General features: G+C 63.8%; 16 protein-coding genes. 8 read left to right on the forward strand and 8 right to left on the reverse strand.

Features of this window, described 5'->3' with window-relative positions; genetic code table 11:
* Window positions 1–32: 32 nt before the first annotated feature.
* Window positions 33–1019 carry an ABC transporter substrate-binding protein gene (locus F0A16_RS01000; protein ID WP_239023665.1) on the reverse strand — a complete coding sequence of 329 codons (987 nt, stop codon included), beginning with the start codon at window positions 1017–1019 and terminating at the stop codon, window positions 33–35.
* 329 nt (window positions 1020–1348) lie between these two features.
* Here F0A16_RS01000 and F0A16_RS01005 point away from each other — a divergent pair, with 329 nt between their 5' ends.
* Complete coding sequence (locus F0A16_RS01005) at window positions 1349–2110, forward strand: UTRA domain-containing protein (protein ID WP_149434072.1); 762 nt, start codon at window positions 1349–1351, stop codon at window positions 2108–2110.
* Window positions 2111–2200: 90 nt separating this feature from the next.
* Here F0A16_RS01005 and nirD read toward each other — a convergent pair whose 3' ends face one another.
* Genes nirD through F0A16_RS01020 form a run of 3 tightly spaced genes read right to left on the reverse strand, consistent with a single transcriptional unit; the run spans window position 2201 to window position 6557 of the window.
* On the reverse strand, window positions 2201–2644 hold the full coding sequence (gene nirD / locus F0A16_RS01010) for a nitrite reductase small subunit NirD (RefSeq protein WP_149433540.1): 444 nt from the start codon (window positions 2642–2644) through the stop codon (window positions 2201–2203).
* Window positions 2641–5241, reverse strand: a complete 2601-nt coding sequence (gene nirB / locus F0A16_RS01015; protein ID WP_149433541.1) for a nitrite reductase large subunit NirB — start codon at window positions 5239–5241, stop codon at window positions 2641–2643. The genes nirD and nirB overlap by 4 nt, the downstream gene beginning before the upstream one ends.
* On the reverse strand, window positions 5238–6557 hold the full coding sequence (locus F0A16_RS01020) for an NAD(P)/FAD-dependent oxidoreductase (protein WP_149433542.1): 1320 nt from the start codon (window positions 6555–6557) through the stop codon (window positions 5238–5240). The genes nirB and F0A16_RS01020 overlap by 4 nt, the downstream gene beginning before the upstream one ends.
* A 658-nt stretch (window positions 6558–7215) precedes the next feature.
* Between F0A16_RS01020 and F0A16_RS01025 the strand changes: the two genes are divergently transcribed.
* From F0A16_RS01025 to F0A16_RS01040, 4 genes are all read left to right on the forward strand, one after another.
* Window positions 7216–10011 carry a nitrate reductase gene (locus F0A16_RS01025; protein WP_149433543.1) on the forward strand — a complete coding sequence of 932 codons (2796 nt, stop codon included), beginning with the start codon at window positions 7216–7218 and terminating at the stop codon, window positions 10009–10011.
* Window positions 9998–10882 carry a uroporphyrinogen-III C-methyltransferase gene (cobA, locus tag F0A16_RS01030; protein ID WP_239023667.1) on the forward strand — a complete coding sequence of 295 codons (885 nt, stop codon included), beginning with the start codon at window positions 9998–10000 and terminating at the stop codon, window positions 10880–10882. Before F0A16_RS01025 ends, cobA begins: the two co-directional genes overlap by 14 nt.
* An 89-nt stretch (window positions 10883–10971) precedes the next feature.
* Window positions 10972–11313 (forward strand): zinc ribbon domain-containing protein YjdM, encoded by a 342-nt coding sequence (locus F0A16_RS01035; RefSeq protein ID WP_149433544.1) that lies wholly within the window; start codon window positions 10972–10974, stop codon window positions 11311–11313.
* A 127-nt stretch (window positions 11314–11440) separates the two neighbouring features.
* Window positions 11441–11911 carry a GNAT family N-acetyltransferase gene (locus tag F0A16_RS01040; protein WP_149433545.1) on the forward strand — a complete coding sequence of 157 codons (471 nt, stop codon included), beginning with the start codon at window positions 11441–11443 and terminating at the stop codon, window positions 11909–11911.
* A 73-nt stretch (window positions 11912–11984) separates the two neighbouring features.
* On the opposite strand, the gene F0A16_RS01045 is transcribed toward F0A16_RS01040, so the two are convergent.
* The 4 genes from F0A16_RS01045 to F0A16_RS01060 form a co-directional block, all read right to left on the reverse strand.
* Window positions 11985–13367 carry a NarK family nitrate/nitrite MFS transporter gene (locus tag F0A16_RS01045; protein ID WP_149433546.1) on the reverse strand — a complete coding sequence of 461 codons (1383 nt, stop codon included), beginning with the start codon at window positions 13365–13367 and terminating at the stop codon, window positions 11985–11987.
* Between the two features lie 373 nt (window positions 13368–13740).
* Window positions 13741–15033: a nitrate regulatory protein gene (locus tag F0A16_RS01050; RefSeq protein ID WP_149433547.1), complete on the reverse strand. Its 1293-nt coding sequence runs from the start codon at window positions 15031–15033 to the stop codon at window positions 13741–13743.
* A gap of 250 nt (window positions 15034–15283) precedes the next feature.
* The gene (locus tag F0A16_RS01055) at window positions 15284–15637 is read right to left on the reverse strand and encodes a hypothetical protein (RefSeq protein WP_149433548.1); all 354 of its coding nucleotides are present in this window, start codon (window positions 15635–15637) and stop codon (window positions 15284–15286) included.
* Window positions 15634–16122: a hypothetical protein gene (locus F0A16_RS01060; RefSeq protein ID WP_149433549.1), complete on the reverse strand. Its 489-nt coding sequence runs from the start codon at window positions 16120–16122 to the stop codon at window positions 15634–15636. Before F0A16_RS01060 ends, F0A16_RS01055 begins: the two co-directional genes overlap by 4 nt.
* 240 nt (window positions 16123–16362) lie before the next feature.
* Between F0A16_RS01060 and F0A16_RS01065 the strand changes: the two genes are divergently transcribed.
* The 3 genes from F0A16_RS01065 to F0A16_RS01075 all read left to right on the forward strand — a co-directional run bounded on the left by F0A16_RS01065 (window position 16363) and on the right by F0A16_RS01075 (window position 18919).
* Window positions 16363–16686: a PepSY domain-containing protein gene (locus F0A16_RS01065; RefSeq protein ID WP_239023668.1), complete on the forward strand. Its 324-nt coding sequence runs from the start codon at window positions 16363–16365 to the stop codon at window positions 16684–16686.
* Between the two features lie 110 nt (window positions 16687–16796).
* A complete protein-coding gene (locus tag F0A16_RS01070; RefSeq protein ID WP_149433551.1) occupies window positions 16797–17468 on the forward strand; it encodes a response regulator in 672 nt (223 codons plus the stop codon).
* A gap of 11 nt (window positions 17469–17479) precedes the next feature.
* Entirely contained in the window at window positions 17480–18919 is a 1440-nt protein-coding gene (locus tag F0A16_RS01075) for a sensor histidine kinase (RefSeq protein ID WP_187775872.1), read from the forward strand.
* The last annotated feature ends 26 nt before the right edge of the window (window positions 18920–18945 follow it).

The raw sequence follows: 18945 nt of genomic DNA on the forward strand, positions 1-18945 counted from the left end.
GCCCCGCGTGGGGCGGCGGTGACACAGAGGGGTCAGTGTTGGTGTACGAGGACTTCGGATTGCCACAGCTGTGGCAATTGATGGGCGCTCTGCTCCCAGGCGTCAAAATTCTCGATTGGTCGCGCGTTGGCGTATTCGCTGTTGGGCAGAAGTTTGGCAGCGGTCTTTGTGTCCAAATTCAAATGCTCGGCGCGGATCGGGCGAGCGTAACCCTTGGCCAGATTGGCCTGACCGGCATCGGAAAAGATGTACTCACGCGCTAGCTTGGCCGCGTTGGGGTGTTTGGCGTACTTGTTGATGATGGTGGAATAGCCGGAGATGACGGATGCATCGGACGGGATCACCACCTCGAAGCGATCGGGGTCGATTTGGTCACGGTAATTCAGGGCATTGAAGTCCCATAGCAGTCCGACCTCGACTTCTCCTTTTTCCAGTGCCGCGATATTGGGGTCGGCCAGCGACAGGCGACCCTGCCTGGCGAGTTCGGCGAATAGCTCCAAGCCGGGCTTCAGGTTGCTCTCGTCTCCGCCACGAGCGTAGGCCGCGGCCAGCACGGCGCTGTTGTTCTGCGCCCCCTGGCCCACCGGACCGACGGCAACGCTATAGTCGCCTTCGAGCAGGTCGGCGAAGGCGTGCGGTCGCTCGTTCTCCGGCACCAGCTCCTTATTGATCATCAGCGCGATGGTGCCGGTATAGGCCAGTGCCCAGTGGCCGTCTTTATCCTTGGCCCAGTCGGGAACCTGATCCCAGGTGGAAGGCTTGTAGGGCTGAGTGACGCCCTGCTGTACGGCAATCGGCCCGAAAGCGATACCCACGTCGCCAATGTCGGCGCTGGCGTTGTCTCCCTCTGCCTTGAACTTGGCGATCTCTTCGGCGGAACTCATGTCGGTGTCGGCGTGATCCAGGCCATATTGCTGTTTCAGGTCGGCCCAGGTGTCCTTCCAGTTGGCCCAGCTATCGGGCATGCCGACGCTGTCGACACGACCTTCCTGTTTGGCGGCGGTGACCAGTGCGTCCATGTCGGATTGGTCGGCCAGGGCTTGGCCAGAAATTAACGTCAGACCGATTAGTCCGGTCACTGATAAACGAGCGAATGGAAAACGAGGCGATCTCAAGACGGCGGCTCCTTGGATAAACATCGAGGCAAGAGTCAAAGGATCATGGTCTAGTCCAGATTAGGCGTAAGTCAGGCTAAAGGTCGCATGTGACGAAGAGGTGTCAGCGGGATGGCAGTGTGGTGACGTGATTGAGTCGGAATTCAGGTGCTCATTTGTCATGGAACAGACATGATGGCTGGATACCTTCTAGGCAAAGAACTGAACTAGACCAGGATTGCTGGATGACTTCGATGGCTCAATACGACGCTTCCGACAACGCCTCTGCGGAGCAATCGTTGTCGCCTCAGGCCAGCCGTCTGAGGGAGGCGCTACTCGAATTGGTTCATGGACTGCCAGAAAAGGGGAGCCGTCGCCTGCCATCGGAACGTCAGATGATGCTGGCGTTTTCAACCACGAGAATCACGTTGCGGGAAGCGCTTGGCCAATTGGAGAATGCCGGTCGGATCTACCGGGAAAGTCGTCGTGGCTGGTTCGCGGCGGCGCCAAGACTGCGCTATGAATTGCTCGCGGGCCTGCCGTTCCATGAAATGGTCGAGTCGCAGCAGCGGCAGGCCATGACGCATTTGTTATCAGCCGAAACCGTTGCCGCGTCACGAGGGATTTCACAACGATTGGGGCTGCCCGAAAGCGCTCCTGTTTATCGAATCGTACGGGCCCGAGCCATCGATGGCCGTCGGGTGCTATACGTTGAGCATCATCTGCGGCCTGACTGCTTCCCCGGGATCCTGTCCTTCGATCTCGAGGGGATGTCACTGACCGCACTCTATCGGCAGGAGTACGCCATTCGTATTTCGCGGGTAGACTACGAACTTGGTTCCACTGTCTTTGGCGGGCCGGCGGGGGAGGCGCTATACGCAGCGCCAGGCACGCCGGCGCAACGAATTACGCGAGTCAATCGCGACCAGAATGGCCGGATCGTCGACTGTGATGACGAATACTGGCGACATGATGCCATAGAATTGACATTGAGCGCGGTGCCCCGTCCGGGCTGAGGCAAGACGTGACTTTGCAGGTGCGGGGAATAACTCCTTTGCAGAGTCGGCACTTATCGGCCAATCCGGTTAGGCTGAACATGGGTTCTCCTACAGCAATAGCTCCACATCGTCACCGTTCCAGCGCACGACCCATGTGCGCAGGCGTTGCGAAGGATCCTCGAGGCACTGGCCGTCCGTCAGCCGGAAGTGGTGCTTGTAGATCGGGGAGGCGACGACCAGCTCGCCCTTGAGATCGCCAATGATGCCGCGGCCGATCACGTTGGCGCCGGAAAACGGATCGCGATTGTCGAGGGCGTACAGCTCTCCCGCGGCCTCGGGCGGTTTGATAGGCTCTCCCGCGGCTTCGGGCGAGTGAGAAAGCCTGTCGGCGGCTTCGGGCCGACCCGGTAGAAAGAAAAGCGCTATCTGATGGCCATCATGCCAGGCGACGATGCCGGAGCCGGCAACCAGGTCCGCCCGGCTGCACAGGCGAACGGGGTGTGAAGAGGAGGCAGACCGTGCTGCCTCGGTTTCCAGGATGAGTTCGCTCATGACGTTACCTCCACCGCCAGTGCGGCAATCTCTTCGGGGCGCGCAGGCCGGGGCTGGTCGCGTTCGCTGACGGCGATGATGTCGGGATCGCTGCGCTTGTCGTTGACGAAAGTGCGGAAGCGCTTGAGCTTGTCCGGATCCTTGAGCGCGTTGGCCCATTCGCACTCGTACTGATCGACCACGTGTTGCATCTGGGCCTCGAGTTCGCCACTCAGTCTCAGGCTGTCTTCGAGGATGACCGCCTTGAGATAATCGAGCCCGCCTTCCAGGTTCTCGCGCCACACCGAGGTGCGCTGCAGGCGGTCGGCGGTGCGAATGTAGAACATCAGCAGCCGGTCGATGATGCGCAGCAGTTCGGTATCGTCGAGATCGGTGGCGAATAACTCGCCATGGCGCGGACGCATGCCGCCATTGCCACAGACGTAGAGATTCCAGCCATTCTCGGTGGCGATCACGCCGACGTCCTTGCTCTGGGCTTCGGCGCATTCCCGGGTGCAGCCGGAGACGGCGAACTTCAGCTTGTGAGGCGAGCGCAGCCCCTTGTAGCGATTCTCGATGGTCAGTGCCATGGCGACGCTGTCCTGAACGCCATAGCGACACCAGGTGTTGCCGACGCAGGACTTCACGGTGCGGGTGGATTTGCCGTAGGCGTGGCCGGTCTCGAAGCCGGCGGCGATCAGCTCGCTCCAGATGTCCGGAAGTTCATGCAACTGGGCGCCGAACAGGTCGATACGCTGGCCGCCGGTGATCTTGGTGTAGAGGTCGTACTTCTTGGCCACTTCGCCGATGGCGATCAGCTTGTCCGGAGTGATCTCCCCGCCGGGAATGCGCGGCACCACCGAATAGGTGCCATTCTTCTGCATGTTGGCCATGAAGGTATCGTTGGTGTCCTGCAGTGGCACCAGCGAGGGATTGGTGATCGGCGCGTTCCAGCACGAGGCGAGGATCGAGGCGATGGCCGGTTTGCAGATATCGCAGCCCAACCGCCCCTTGCCGTGACGGGCATGGAGCGCCTCGAAGCTTTGAATGCCCTCGACCCGGATGAGGCCGTAGAGCTCCTGGCGGGTGTAGGCGAAGTGCTCGCACAGACTGCGGTCGACTTCGACCCCACGGCTTTCGAGTTCATGCTCGAAGACCTGCTTGAGCAGTGCCGTGCAGCCGCCGCAACCGGTGCTCGCTTTGGTTTCCCCCTTGAGCGCGCCGAGGTCGGTACAGCCGGCGTCGACCGCCTGGCAGACAGCCCCTTTGGAGACGTTGTGACACGAGCAGATCGTGGCGCTTTCCGGCAGGGCATCCGCGCCCAGCAGCGGCGCGCCCTCGCCCTGGGGCAGGATCAGGCTGGCAGGGTCGGCGGGCAGCGCGATGCCGTTCTGCACGTACTGCAGCAGCGTATCGTAGTAGCTGTTGTCCCCCACCAGCACGGCGCCCAGGGCGCGCTTGCCGTCGGCGGAGACCACCAGGCGGCGGTAGCCGTGACCGGCTTCGTCGATGAAGCGGTAACTCACGGCGCCTTCGGTTGCCGCATGCGCATCACCGATGGAGCCGACGTCGACGCCAAGCAGCTTGAGCTTGGTCGACATGTCGGCACCGCCGAACGGCTCGCAGCTATCCAGCAGACAGCCGGCCGCGGTGCGCGCCATGGTGTAGCCGGGGGCCACCAGGCCGAAGACCTGACCGTTCCACAGCGCACATTCGCCAATCGCGAAGATGCCCGGGTCGGAGGTATGGCAGGTGTCGTCGATCACGATACCACCACGCTCTCCAATCTCGAGACCGCACTCCCGTGCCAGCCGATCCTGGGGGCGGATGCCGGCCGAGAACACGATCATGTCGGTCTCCAGCCACTCGCCGTCGGCGAAGTTCATGCGGTAGCGGTGAGTATCGCCGGTCCCGATGTCACTCGTGGCACGGGCGAGATGTACCTGCACGCCTAGCGCTTCGATCTGGCGCTTGAGAGCGTCGCCACCTTCCGCGTCCAGTTGCACCGGCATGAGGCGAGGGGCGAATTCGACCACATGGGCTTCGAGCCCCAGCGACGTGAGCGCGTTGGCGGCCTCGAGGCCCAGCAGGCCACCCCCGACCACGACGCCGCGGCGGATTTCCCGATCTTCCAGCGACAGCGCCGCCTCGCGGATGCGGTCGAGATCGTCCAGCGTTCGATAGACCAGACGGGCATGGCCGCTGTCGTCTGTCTCGGGCGTGGGGATCGGCGGCACGAAGGGGTAAGAGCCGGTTGCCAGGATCAACTGATCGAAAGCGTAGCGGCCGCACTCGGTGACGACGTTGCGGGCGCTGCGGTCGATCGCGGTGACCGCTTCGCCCAGGCGCAGGTCGATACCGTGACGTGCGCAGAAATCCGCTTCGCCCAGCGCCAGCGCATCGGCGTCGCTGCCGCTGAAGTAGTCGGACAGGTGCACGCGGTCGTAGGCTCGATGGCGCTCCTCGCCGAAGACGGTGATCGTGTAGCGATGGTGGGCACCGCGCTCTACCAGTTGTTCCAGGCAGTAGTGGCCGACCATGCCGTTGCCGATCACCAGCAGGCGGGGCTTGTCGGTCGTCGCGACAGGGGTATGCGTCGTGGCAGGAGCGTGTGTCATGCCGCTTCCTCCAATTTCCGAGTGGCGCTTTCGGCCAGAAGTCGTGTGGCGTCATCGGCGCCGAACAGCAGTACTTCACGGCAGGCGCTCAGATCGTGTTCTTCACGGGCGTGATGGAAGTAACCGGGCCCGGCGGTGGTGTCGCCGTAGAGCACCGCGCCGACGAGTCGATTGTCGTGCAGCAGCAGTCGGCGATAGTCGCCGTTCTCGGGATCGGCGTAGACGAGTGTTTCGTGCCCGGGCGGGGTCTCGACCGGGCCAAACGCATAGATCGAGATATTCGCGACCTTGAGCCGGGTCGCGCACGGGCTTTCGCGATAGCCGCCGGTGGGCTGACTGCAGAGCCGAGCGGCCAGCACCTCCACCTGTCGCCAGATGGGATCGACCAGGCCGTAGGTGCGCCCTTCGAACTCGCAGCATTCGCCGAGGGCGTGAATGGCGGGATCGCTGGTCGTCAGCGTCGCATCGACGACGATACCGCGGGCGACATTCAGCCCGGATTGTCGGGCCAACGCCGTATGGGGTGTGATACCGGTGGCGACCACCACGCAGGCGGCAGGCAGTCGGCGGCCATCTTCCAGCCGCACCGTGGTCACGTTGCCATCGGCATCGCCTTCGCAGGCGGCGAGTCGCGCGTGGGTCTCGATGGCTAGGCCGCGACCTTCCAGCTCGCTACGTAGCCAGCTCGCCGCGGTCTCATCCAGTTGTCGGTTCATCAAGCGCTCGCTGCGCTGAAGGACGGTCACGGCCAGACCTCGCTTGCGCAGACCTTCCGCCGCTTCCAGTCCCAGCAGTCCGCCGCCGAGGACGACCGCACGGCTGCCAGCGGGCCGAGATGTGAGCCAGGTCGTATCGACGAGATCGCGAAACCCGCCCACGTTGCCCAGTCGAATGCCGGGAACGTCCGGTAGGGCAGGGCGCGACCCGGTCGCCAGCACCAGGCGGTCGTAATCCACCGGCTCGCCGCGGTCGGTGTGGATCCGGCGTCGTTGTCGGTCGATCGTGACCACGCGCTCGCCCAGCCGCCACGTCACGCCCGCTGTCGCGATATTTTCGAGGGGAAGATCGAGTGCGTCACGTTCGATCTCGTCGGCCAGCCACGACGACAACAGGATGCGGTTGTAGGCCGCCGAGGATTCCTCGCCGAGGACCGTGATGCGTTCTGGCCGTTCCGGGTGTTTCAACAACGCGCTCAGCAGGCGATGGCCAGCCATGCCGTTACCGACGATCACCAGGTGCGTCGGAGCGCTGCAGGGATCCGAGGGCAAGTTCCGGGAAGCGTTCGGGAACCTGTCTTGGCTACTTTTCTGGGACATGAAGTCTCTCCCATTCGCCGTCGTGGCTATCCTTCTGATGATGGCCAGCAACGAAAAAGGCGCCTGATGACACGAAGCGGGGCTTCGCGGCATCAGGCGCCTTTGCCTGAAATTCGAACAGTGTCTATCTCGCTGTCATGCGATGGATGCCAACAGCGTTGCGGGCATCGTTTCGCGTCGACGCGACCGCCGTTGGTCGTCGTCATGTTAGACGAAGCGAAAAGCGTGCCAACGCAGCCTCGACACTGACATTTCAGTGTGATGAGGAATGTCTTCTGTTTCCGAGAGATGCCTGACTCCCGCATTTGCGCAACATCGGTGCGCAATCGGCGACTATTGCACCAATGCGTGCCATGTCATCCATCGAAGCGCTGGGGCGACGCCGATAACGTCCTGGTTCGAATGCGGCAAAACCTTATTCTGCGGTCTCCATGGCGATATTGGCCCCATTCTTGCTTTTTTTGGAGCATGCAACGCAGTTGATCAGAGATTTCTCGTCTCGATCGACACCATCGATGCCAACGGCGGTATCGGTTTCTTCGGGGCGATGACCCTATCGATAACGCGCCGGCGGGTCATCTGATTCGCCGTCAGCAGGCAACGAGGCCTGACGTCACCTTGGGTGATGTCAGGCCTTTTTGCGTTTTTGGAGGCTCGTATGTCAGATCAGCAGGCCAAGGGCTGCTCGATTATCGAAGACACCTCTACCTGTCCGGCTTCTAGGGACACCACCCCCTGTCCTCCCTTTAAGGACACCACTACCTGTCCGTATTGTGGCGTCGGTTGTGGGGTCGTCGTCGAGCATGACGGCGAACGGGTGAGCGCCGTCGAGGGAGATCGCACGCATCCGGCCAATTTCGGCCGGCTCTGCGTCAAAGGCAGCGCCCTGCACGAAACCCTGGGCGAGGAAGGGCGCTTGCTGCGCCCCCGTGTCGATGGCAAGCCGGTGGATTGGACGACGGCGCTGAATGCCGTGGTCAGCCGGTTGGCGTCGACGCAGCGCGAGCATGGTCGAGACGCGGTGGCGGCATATCTGTCCGGCCAACTGCTGACCGAGGACTATTATGTCGCCAACAAGCTGTTCAAGGGGTTTCTCGGCACGCCGCACGTGGATACCAATTCACGGCTCTGCATGGCCTCGGCGGTGGCGGCCTACAAGCGTGCCTTCGGGGCCGATGCCGTGCCGTGCTGCTACGAGGACCTGGAGTGCGCCGAACTGGTGGTATTGGCGGGTTCCAATCTGGCCTGGAACCATCCGGTACTCTATCAACGCCTGAAGGCGGCCAAGGCGCGTAATCCATTGATGCGGGTGGTGGTGATCGATCCGCGCGTGACCGACAGCTGCGAGATTGCCGATCTCTACCTGGGGCTCGCGCCGGGTAGCGATGCGCGGCTGTTCAATGGCCTGCTGGCGTGGATGGAGGAGAAAGGTCGGGTCGATCGCCGTTATCTGGAGCGCCACACCCAAGGATTCGAGGCGGCACTGAACGCCGCCCGCGAGGACGACACCCGCCTCGCGGCCATCGCCCGCGACTGCGATGTCGATCCCGAACGGTTGGAGACCTTCTTCTACTGGTTCGCGACCCATCTGCACGTGGTGACGCTCTACTCCCAGGGCATCAATCAGTCGAGCAGCGGCACCGACAAGTGCCAGGCGATCATCAATTGCCACCTGGCCGGGGGCAAGATCGGCCTGCCGGGCGCCGGGCCGTTCTCGATCACCGGACAGCCCAATGCGATGGGCGGTCGTGAAGTCGGCGGGCTGGCCAACCAGCTGGCCGCACACATGGACTACCACACGCCGGGCGCCATCGATCGGGTCACCCGTTTCTGGCAGACGGCCTCGCTCGTGCCGACGTTGCCGAATGAGCCGGGGCACAAGGCCGTCGAGCTGTTCGACGCCATCGAACGCGGCGAGATTCGTGCGATCTGGATCATGGCCACCAATCCGGTCGTCAGCATGCCCGACGCCAACCGTATCAAGCGCATCCTGGCGGCCTGCCCGCTGGTCATCGTCTCCGACTGCATGGCCAATGCCGAAGTGCTGGGAGTGGCGGATATCGTGCTGCCGGCCAGTAGTTGGGCGGAAAAGGATGGCACCGTAACCAATTCCGAACGTCGGATCTCGCGCCAGCGAGGGTTGCTTCCGCCGCCCTTTGATGCTCGCCACGATTGGTGGATCATGAGCCAGGTCGCGGCCGGACTGGGTTTTGGCGAGGCGTTTGCCTATACGCATCCCGCCGATATTTTCGCCGAACATGCGCGGCTTTCGGGTTTCGAGAACGCATCCGACAAACCGGGCGAGGGTGCCAGGTTGTTCGACATATCCGGCCTAGCGGCGCTCGATCGGGCCAGTTACGAGGCACTGGCGCCGATCCAGTGGCCAGTCGGCCGCCACGCACCCGGGGGCACCGCCCGGCTGTTCGAGGATGGCCACTTCGCCACGCCGGACGGCCTGGCGAAACTGCTGCCGGTGCGTCCGCGAGCCCCGCAGCAGGAGGTCAGCGCTCAGCGACCACTGCGGCTCAATACCGGACGAATCCGCGATCAGTGGCACACCATGACCCGTACCGGGCGCGCGTCTCGTCTGATGAGTCATCGGCAGGAGCCCTTCGTCGAGATGCATCCCGCCGATGCTGAAAGCCATGGAATCGCTGACCAGCAACTGGTCGAGCTCGACGGTATCGGGGGACGGTATCGGGCGCGAGCACGACTGGCCAAGGGCCAGCGACGTGGCGAGCTGTTCGCGCCGATGCACTGGAACGACGCCTTCAGCGGCCAGGCCAAGATCGGCGGGCTGATCGCGCCGATGACCGATCCGATCTCCGGTCAGCCCGAATCGAAACAGGGCGCGGTAAGCCTGAAACCGCTCGAGACGGCCTGGGAGGCGACATTGATCGTTGCCGGCGATCTCGCCGGGACGGTAGATCCACGCGACGACTGCGCGTACTGGACACGCATTCCCATGGCTCACAGCCTGCGCTGGCAGCTCGCCGGCGAGCCGGCGTTGGAAAATCGCGACTGGCTGGCCTGGGCCGAGAGCCGGCTGCCGCTACCGGCGACACAGTGGAGCCGGGACAGCGCTCGGGAGCGGCTGCGCGCCAGCGGCCTCGAGGCGGGCCGACTGCGGTGGTGGCTGATGGTGGGGCCACCGGCGGCGTTGCCGGCCCTGCACTGGCTGGATGCCTGTTTCGCCCGTGGGCCGGATGCGTCGCTGGACCCGGCCACGCGCCGACGCATCCTGGCCGGTTGTGCCAGCGGTGCCCGCGATCAGGGAGCGATCGTCTGCAGCTGCCACCAGGTCGGCCAGCGTTCGATCGTCGAGGCGATCCGTGCCGGCGATACCAGCGTGGAGGCGCTGGGGGCGCGGCTTGCCTGCGGTACCCAATGCGGCTCCTGCCTGCCGGAATTGAAATCCCTGCTCGAAGAGGAGAGCGCCCATGTCAGCGTATAACCCGTCACGCCCGGTATCGATCAAGGTGGGCCAATGGATGGCTCGCGTCTGGCAGACCGGCCGGGAGCGCCTGACGAACGAAGGCCGACGTTCGACGACAGGCACGTCGTCGGCCGAGCGCGGTCACGTCTACCTGGTCGGGGCCGGCCCGGGGGCGGCGGATCTGCTGACGCTGCGTGCCGCGGGTCTGATCGAGCGCGCCGAGGCGATCGTCTACGACCGGCTGGTGGGCAAGGATATCCTGGCGCTGCTTCCACGGGGTTGCGAGCGCTACTACGTCGGCAAGGCGCGCGGCCACCACAGCGTGCCCCAGGCGGAGATCGGCCGCCTGATGGTGCGCCTGGCCCAGGCCGGCAAACGCGTGGTGAGGCTGAAGGGCGGTGATCCGGGCATCTTCGGTCGCCTGGGGGAAGAGCTTGCCGCGCTCGCCGAAGCCGGGATCCCGGCGGAGATCGTCCCCGGGATCACCGCCGCGTCCGGTGCCGTAGCGGCCATGGGGATGCCGCTGACGGATCGCGCCCATGCCCAGCAGGTTCGCTTCATCACTGCGCAGGCCTGTCGCGAAGACCAGGTTCTCGATTGGCGTGGTTTGGCCCGGCGTGACGAGACGCTGGTGTTCTACATGGGGTTGAGTCGTGTCGAGACCATCTGCCAAGGTCTGACTGGCGCCGGGCTGCCCTCCGACTGGCCGATCATGCTGACCGCCAACGCCTCGCTGTCGCAGCAGCAAGCCCTGGTCGGTACGCTGGCGGACATGCCGGAGCGACTCGCCGCCAGCCCCTTGCCGTCGCCGTGCCTGATCGTGGTGGGTAGCGTGGTGACAATGGCCAGCGCCTGGGTCGGACGCGACGCGACGGCCACGACTCGCTGAACGGCACTGGGCAGGGTGGCCGCCGGCGCGTAAACTCCGCGCCTTCCTCTCGATCGGAAACGACCATGAGCCAGCCATCAGGAACGACCATGAGCCAGTTGCCTCCCTGCCCGCAGTGCGGTTCCGAATTCACCTACGAAGATGCCAGCGTTCTCGTCTGCCCCGAATGTGCCCACGAGTGGACCCTCTCCGAGGCCACGAGCAGTGATGCCGACGACCGACGGGTTACCGATGCCCATGGCACGCCGCTCGTCGATGGCGACAGCATCACCGTGATCAAGGACCTCAAGATCAAGGGCTCTTCACAGGTGGTGAAAGTGGGCACCAAGGTCAAGAACATTCGTCTGGTGGGTGGCGATCACGATATCGACTGCAGGATCGACGGTATCGGAGCGATGAAGCTCAAGTCCGAGTTCGTCAAGAAGGTCTGACATCAACAGGGTCTGACATCAAGAAGCTCTGACATTGAATCGACGCCGGCTCCGGCGTTGGATCTATCGGGCTCTCTAGTCGTCGAGGCCGTCGATCGGCTTGGGATTCAGCATCACGGGTGGGGCCATGATGGACTGGAAGATCTCTCGGTTGGACCGCGCTGACACGCTCGATATAGAAACGGTATCGCGTTGGACCTTCGACGCCTGGGGCGGACTCCACCCGCACACGACGTTCGACGAATGGCGGGACGACACCCGCGAGGATTGCGGTGCCAGAGGCGTGCCTTCGGTATTCGTGGTCATGAACGATGGCGAGCCGATAGCTACCGCGAGCCTGACACTCAGCGACATGAGCACTCGGCCCGCCATGGGGCCCTGGCTCGCCTCCGTTTTCGTCCTGCCGGCTTGGCGCGGCCGCGGTATCGCCTCGGCATTGGTGGCGACGGTGGAGACCGAGGCCCGGGAAGCGGGTTGTCGGCGACTTTATCTCTACACACCCGACCAGGTGGCGCTCTACGCGCGGCTGGGCTGGGTGCCCTTCGAATCCGTGATCTATCGTGGCGAGCGCGTCACGTTGATGCACCAGGACCTCTGAAAAAAGCCGCTACCCGAAGGCAGCGGCGAAGATCGCATGGACTCGCGATGGAGAGGGGCGTGATGACAAGGCGTCATCGCAGGGGTGCGCGCTCAGCCGACAGCAGCCCCCGCTCGGCATCCCTAGTGACATGGCGCTCGCCCTCGGCCTGGCGATAGGCCGCATCTTCGGTCGCTTCTGTCTCCGTGGAGAACCTGACCGCGAGCGCGAATAGCGAGGCGGCGATGACTGCCAGACCCAGATAGAAAAGACCCTGTTGATAGGAGAGCGATTCCGAGCGAAACAGGAAGCCGGCGGCCACGGCACCGGCATTGCCGCCGGCACCGACGATCCCCGCCACCGCGCCCAGCGCCTGCTTGTTGATGAACGGCACGACGCCGAAGGTGGCACCCTCTGCCATCTGCACGAACAGGCTGAACACCAGCATGATGCCGATCGCCACGGCCAAGGTCTGCATCTGGGCGAAGCCGATCAGCGCGATGCCTTCGCACAACAACGCGATGAACAGCCAGCGTACGCGTCCCTTGAGCCCGCCGTTACGCGCGAACAGGTCGGAGAAGATGCCGCCGAGGGTGCGGGCGAACAGATTCATCAAGCCGAACAGGCCTGCGATCAACCCCGCGGTGGCCAGGTCCAGTGAGAAGGTATCGAAGAAGTAGATCGCGGCGATGTTGTTGATCGTGAGTTCCACGCCGAAGCAGGCCGCGTAGACCACGAACAGTGCCCAGACGCGAGTATCCCTGGCGGCGGCGGTAAAGCTTTGCATGGCGCCGTGTTCCCGTGCGGCCGGAGGGAGTTCGCCGCGGGCACGCAGGTCGCTGAAATTGCCGTCGGGCGCGTCCTGGGTGAAGTGGTAGTAGGCCAGGCCGGTCAGGAACAGCACGATCCCCGGCACGACCATCGCCAGTCGCCAGCCCAGCGTTTCGCTGACACCCAGCATCAGCACGCCGGAAAACACCAACGGCATCAGGATCTGGGTGGTACCGCCGCCGAGATTGCCCCAGCCGGCGGTCGTGGCGTTGGCGGTCCCGACCACGTTGGGCGCGAACATGACGGTCGAATGGTACTGGGTGATGACGAAAGAGGCGCCGATCGCGCCGATTGCCAGTCGAGCCAGCAGAAAAGTTTCGAAGCTATCGGCCAGACCGATCAGCATGACCGGCAGCGATCCCAGGCAGAGCAGCCAGGTGTAGGTCTTGCGTGGACCGAGCCGGTCGCAGAGCAGCCCGATGACCAGTCGGACGGCGATGGTGATCGCCACGGAAGCGATGATGGTATTGCCGATCTGTGTCTTGGAGAGATCCAGGTCATCGCGCACCACGGCCATCAGTGGCGCGATGCCGAACCAGCCGAAGAAACAGACGTGAAAGGCGAACCAGGACAGGTGGAAGGCGCGCATCTGCGGTGTAAAGAAACTGAACAGGCGGATCTTGTTGGCTTTGTGGCGGATGTCCATGAAGATCACTCTCCGATGGTGACGGGCATGAAAAAACGGCGTCCATCGCTCGTCATGCAGGGCATGAGAAGCGATGGACGCCGTTGTCCGTTGCGGGCCTCGACCGTCGTTGGCCGGGCGCCGGCGATGATTGGGTCGGGAGTCGTCTGACGACACCCCGGTCGGGCCGCCGTTGGTCCGAACTCATCGAGTCAAGCAGAAGGCGTACCAGAATCGCCGTTAGCGACGAGATTCAACAACATAAGCCCGATCCCGTGATGCACGACGACGGAAGCGCGAGCGGATGGAGCCTCAGGTCGGTGCAACGACCCCGCTCACTGCACCAACAACGTCTGGCGGGCGGTTCGAGATCCTGGTTCAGGCTCGCCTGGGTTCAGAGGTGCTTCGAGGAGAGCATCTCTACCAGGTCGATCACGTTCTGGGCGACCTCGATCAGTGGCTTGCTCTGGTCCATGGCGGTCTTGCGGAGAAGCCGATAGGCCTCGTCCTCGGACAGCTGCCGGTGCGTCATCAGCAACCCCTTGGCGCGATCGATCCGCTTGCGATCGCGTAGTGTCCGGCGGGTAGTTTCGAGCTCGTCGCTGATCTGCTGCAGCCTGGCGTTCTGCAGCTGTACCAGGTCGATCAGCGAGCGACTGAAGCGTGAATCCATCGTATTGGCGGTCAGGGCGCCAAGCCCCGCTGCCTGGTCCGAGGCCGGTACCTCCAGCAGCAGGTTCAGCGGAGCCGCCCACGGCTCCCCATTCAATGCCTCCTGCGGACCCGAGCCATTTTCGATGTCGCGTTCGGTCTGGACGATGCGCTCGCGGCAGCTGTGCTGAAGCTCCTCGACCAGACGATCCTCGATCCCCTTCATGGCGTCGATGCGCTGGGTGGCGATCGCGAACCACTGCTCGCCGGGATCGTCGAGATCGCCAGGTAGCGGTGTCTCCTGCGTCGCCAGTTCACGCAGCCGATCGATGGCGCCGTGAACCGGCTGGTCGAGCTCCCGGCGCCAACGAGAGGCCAGGTCGGCACTGGCGAATTCGGCGAAGGTCTCGAAGCAGCGCTGCTGGGCATCGATCAATTGGCGTAGCGTCTGGCGATGGGCCTCGTCGAAGGCGCCCAGCGTGAAGCCGAAGGCGCCGCAGGCGCGCTCCTGTCCGGCGAGTTCCTTGCCCTGGATGAAGTGGAACAGACACACCAGCACGCGGGTGATTTCGATGTCGCCGGCGGTATCCGCGGCTTCGAAGATGACCGATAGCAGGTTGCTGATCAGGCGGTTGAACAGCCGCACGGCGTCGTCCGCGGTCAGGCGGTGTGCGTCGATCTCCAGGCGGATGCCGGGGAGCGCATCGAGCCCGTGCCAGACCGCGGCGACCCGGATCAGCAGGCGGGTGTTGGCGAGCCGGTGCGGGGCTCGGTCGGTTTGCGGGGTTGCCCACTCTTCGAGGCGCTGGCGAAGCGTGATCTCGGCTTGCCGGCTGTCGGCGATACGCTGTCGGCGTTGTGTGGCGAAACGTCGGCCTTGTGAGCCGAGATAAATACTGGAGGCGCCGCGCTCGCGCTGCAGCGCATGCACGAAATGGCTGATATCGCCAACGACGGCGGCGGTTTCAGCCAGGCCGGTCAACTGCTCGATCTCGGAAATCTTGGCCGCACGCAGCAGCCGGTCGATCGCTTCCATGGGTCACGGAGCCCTGTGTCGAATTATTGTTGTCGGAGTCATCTTGCCGATGCGCTGCCGGTGCTATCGTTCTCGCGAATTCTACCAAGGTCGTAACCGACTCTACCGCGTACGCCGAGGAGGCGCACGCGGTCAGGTCTCTGGAAGGGGCTGGAATTGCGGACGGATCGAGGCCGAGACGGCTCCGTGTTCGCCGCGAGACGGTTCGATCAATGACGAGGGCGGCGGGGGCCAGCCGGGATTGGCGTGATCAGTCGCTCTTCGAACGGACTTCGTATTCGCCGTCGAGCACGCGCTGAGAGCGCCCGGGGGAGGCGTCGCCGCCGTGATCGGCGCTGCCGCCGGCGTACTGAGCCTGGGACGCACGAACCTGCTCGGCGCGCTTGTTCATTCGATGGCGGAGAAACGGCAGCATCGCCCAGCCGATGATCAGCAGGAAGAGGCCGAGCAGGGTGCCGATAATCAGCATTGCGCCGAAAAGCAGCCAGGTCAGTAGCAGTCGGATGCCACTGGCTCCGTGGCTGGGGCGGGCCTGCTGAACGCGCTCGCGCCACTGCTGGGCGGTGCGCCAGGCGGCGTTGTCCTTCTGGCGGTTGTCGGTCATCCGTTGGCACTCCCAGTGTCGCGATGTTCGGAATTCAGCTCCTCGCGGTGCAGGTCGAGTTCGAACTGCCCTTGCTGCGCATTGTAGCCCTCGATCTCGACATGCCCATCACTATCGACCTCGAGCTCCGCGAAATGTTGCATCCCCTCGGCCCGGGCTTTCGAGAGTGCGGCATTCAACTCCTCCTTGGTCAGACCCCAGTCGGGGGCGATCGACTTCCGCTGACTCTCGCGCATCAACGTGCCCTCGTTCAGCGTCATCGCGACATCGAGTTCCCAGCCATCGGCGCGCCAGCCTTCGATCTCGAATCGATTGTCATCGTGATCGGCATCCAGTTTCTCGTAGCGATTGAAACCGTAATCCTCGGCGCTGTTGAGCAGCTTCTCCAATTGACCGTAGGAGAGTGTGGTGTCACCCGCCAGGGCGTTGGCGCCGAAGCCTCCGCCGAGCGCGACGGCAGGGAGTACCCATAGACGATTTTTCATGACGGACCTCCTGAGGAGCGTTTTCCGGTAGGCGCTGGTTGCGCCAGTCGGCCGTAGCCGACCCTGTCACCCGTTATACGATACGCGCGAGGACCTTGCGTCGAACTGACGACGACATTCATGTTGCGTTAATCGCCCGTCGATGACCGGAATGTCGAACCGAGCTCGTCCGACTGAATGTTCATGTCGGATTCATGGCAACTGCGGCACACTGATAGCATGAAACTTCGCGACCCTCTTATGCTGCTGCTCGTGACCATGCCGCTGATGATGAGCGGGGCACTGGTACCCGTGAGTGCCGATGGCGACAATTGGCGGGATCTCCACAAGGAGGTCAAGGAAGGCCATCTGGTCGGTATCGACGAGATCATGGATTGGCTGGAAGCCCGCTATGAGGGGCAGATTCTCGAGGTCGAGCTGGAGCAGGAGGATGGCAAGATCGAATATGAGGTGGAAATGATCGGGCCTCGAGGACAGGTCGTCGAATTCGAATTCGACGCTACCAACGGCGAGTTGTTGAGCATCGAGGGAGTCAATATCGAGGCGATGAAGAAGTCGCCCTGAGTTATTTTTCATCAGCCACGTTGGCATCGGTGACGTTGCATGCAAGTGATGTCAGACGTGGACCATCGCTTGGCGATGACGCCAGCGAAGCCTTGAACACGGAGTCGGTAATGAAGGTACTGTTGGTCGAGGACGATGCGGCTCTCGCCGAGGCGCTGGCGGATGCGCTGGCCGAGGCCGGGTTGCTGATCGAGTCGACGACCACTGGGCGGGAGGCCGACTATCTGGTCCGCACCGAACGTTACGATGCGGTCATCCTGGATCTGGGTCTGCCCGATGGCGACGGTACGCGCTGGCTCTCCCAGTGGCGAGAGGACGATATCGACCTGCCTGTCCTGGTCCTGACGGCGCGGGAGCGCTGGTCCGACAAGGCCGCGGGTTTTTCCGCGGGTGCCGATGATTACGTGGTCAAGCCGTTCGAGACCGCGGAAGTGCTGTTTCGCCTGCGCGCGCTGGTCCGGCGCAGTCACGGTCATGCCCATCCGGTGATTCGGGTGGGGGAGCTGACCCTGGACACACACTCCGGCAGCGTCTCCCTGGCGGGTCGCCCCATCACGTTGACCGCGCAGGAGTCCCGACTGCTCTCCTACCTGATGCACGCCTCGCCACGCATCGTCAGTCGGGCCGAACTGGTCGAGCATGTCTACAACCGCGACCATGAGCCCGACTCCAACGTCATCGACGTGCAGATCAGTCGACTGCGCCGCAAGTTCGGCCGCGCCCGGATCGAGACGCTTCGAGGCCAGGGCTATCGTCTGGTCGATCTCGAGGCCGGCGTTTGAAGGGCAAAGGCATGAAAGCGTGGCAACCTCGGTGGCTGGTGCGATTGGGCGAGCGCCTGCGCCTGGCGCCATTGGGCGCGCGTCTGCTGGTGGCGTCACTGATGCTGGTCATCGTGCTCCTGCCATTGGCCGGCATCGGGCTGAGTTACAACTTTCGCCAGTCCGCCACCGCTTCCTTCGACAGCCGGCTCGAATCCCAGCTCAATGCGCTGCTGGCCGGGATCCAGGTCGACAACGTCGGTCAACGTCTTCAACTCAATCGCTCACTGGGCGACGCTCGCTTCGACCGCGTCTATTCCGGCTGGTACTGGCAGGTGAGCGACGGTGGCGATCTCACCATGACCTCGCGCTCGCTGTGGGACCAGCGTCTGCCCGTCCCCGGGCACCACGAGGGGGTCAATATCTATGAAGTCAGCGGTCCGCGTGACGACGCGCTTCGCATGATCGAACGTGATCTCCGGCTGCCGGGCTATCGCGACGTTATCCACGTGGCGCTGGCGGGTTCGACCGCGGAGCTGGATCACGAGGTCGGGCGCTTCGAGCGACTGCTGATCCTGTCGCTGGCCACCTTTGGCGTGTTGCTGCTTGCGGGTCTGGCGCTCCAGATGCGCTGGGGGCTCGCGCCACTGAGGCGGATGTCCGCCAATCTACGGGCGGTGGAGGAGGGCGAGAGCGAACGGCTTGACACGCAGTTGCCGGTGGAGCTGAAGGAGTTGGCGCTGGCCATGAACGGGGTGCTGGAACGCGACCGACGCTTGATCGAGCGCGGTCGTGCGGCGGCAGGCAATCTGGCGCATGCATTGAAGACTCCCGTCAGCGTGCTCAAGACCCTCTCCGAGCGTTTCCCTGAAGCGCAGCGCCAGCCAATCAATACCGAACTGACACGTATCGACGATGCGGTGCGCCATCATCTGGCGCGAGCGTCGGCAGCGGGCGGGGTGGCGTTCTCGGGGCGGGTGTCGATTCGCGACGCGATCGCCCCTGTCGTCCAGGGGCTGGCCAAGTTGGCCGAACGCCGCGGCATACGCTTCGATGTCGATATCGACCCCAGGGCGGCGGCGCGCATCGACCCACAGGATATTCAGGAACTGACGGGAAACCTGTTGGAGAACGCGCTGCGTTGGGCGGACGGTCGCGTCATGTTCCGAGTCTCCCGGGTACCCCAGGGGGTGCGCCTGCGGATCGAGGATGACGGTCCGGGGATGACCCGCGCTCAAGGTGAATCCGCCTTGGCCCGAGGCGTACGGCTGGATGCTCGTGGCTCTGGTTCCGGCTCCGGGGGGTCCGGGCTGGGACTGGCGATCGTCGAGGATCTGATGATGCTCTATGGCGGCACGCTGCGCCTGGAGCGTGCCGCTCTGGGCGGCCTGGCGGCCGATGTCTGGTTGCCTGCCTCACCGGTTTCCGCGCAGGCGGATAATGCGGGCAGCGAGACGTCGTCGTCCGATTGAGCGTTGATGTCGTGGCGCCCGGGACA

The sequence above is a fragment of the Salinicola corii genome (assembly GCF_008298015.1).
GTDB classification, from domain to species: Bacteria; Pseudomonadota; Gammaproteobacteria; order Pseudomonadales; family Halomonadaceae; genus Salinicola; species Salinicola corii.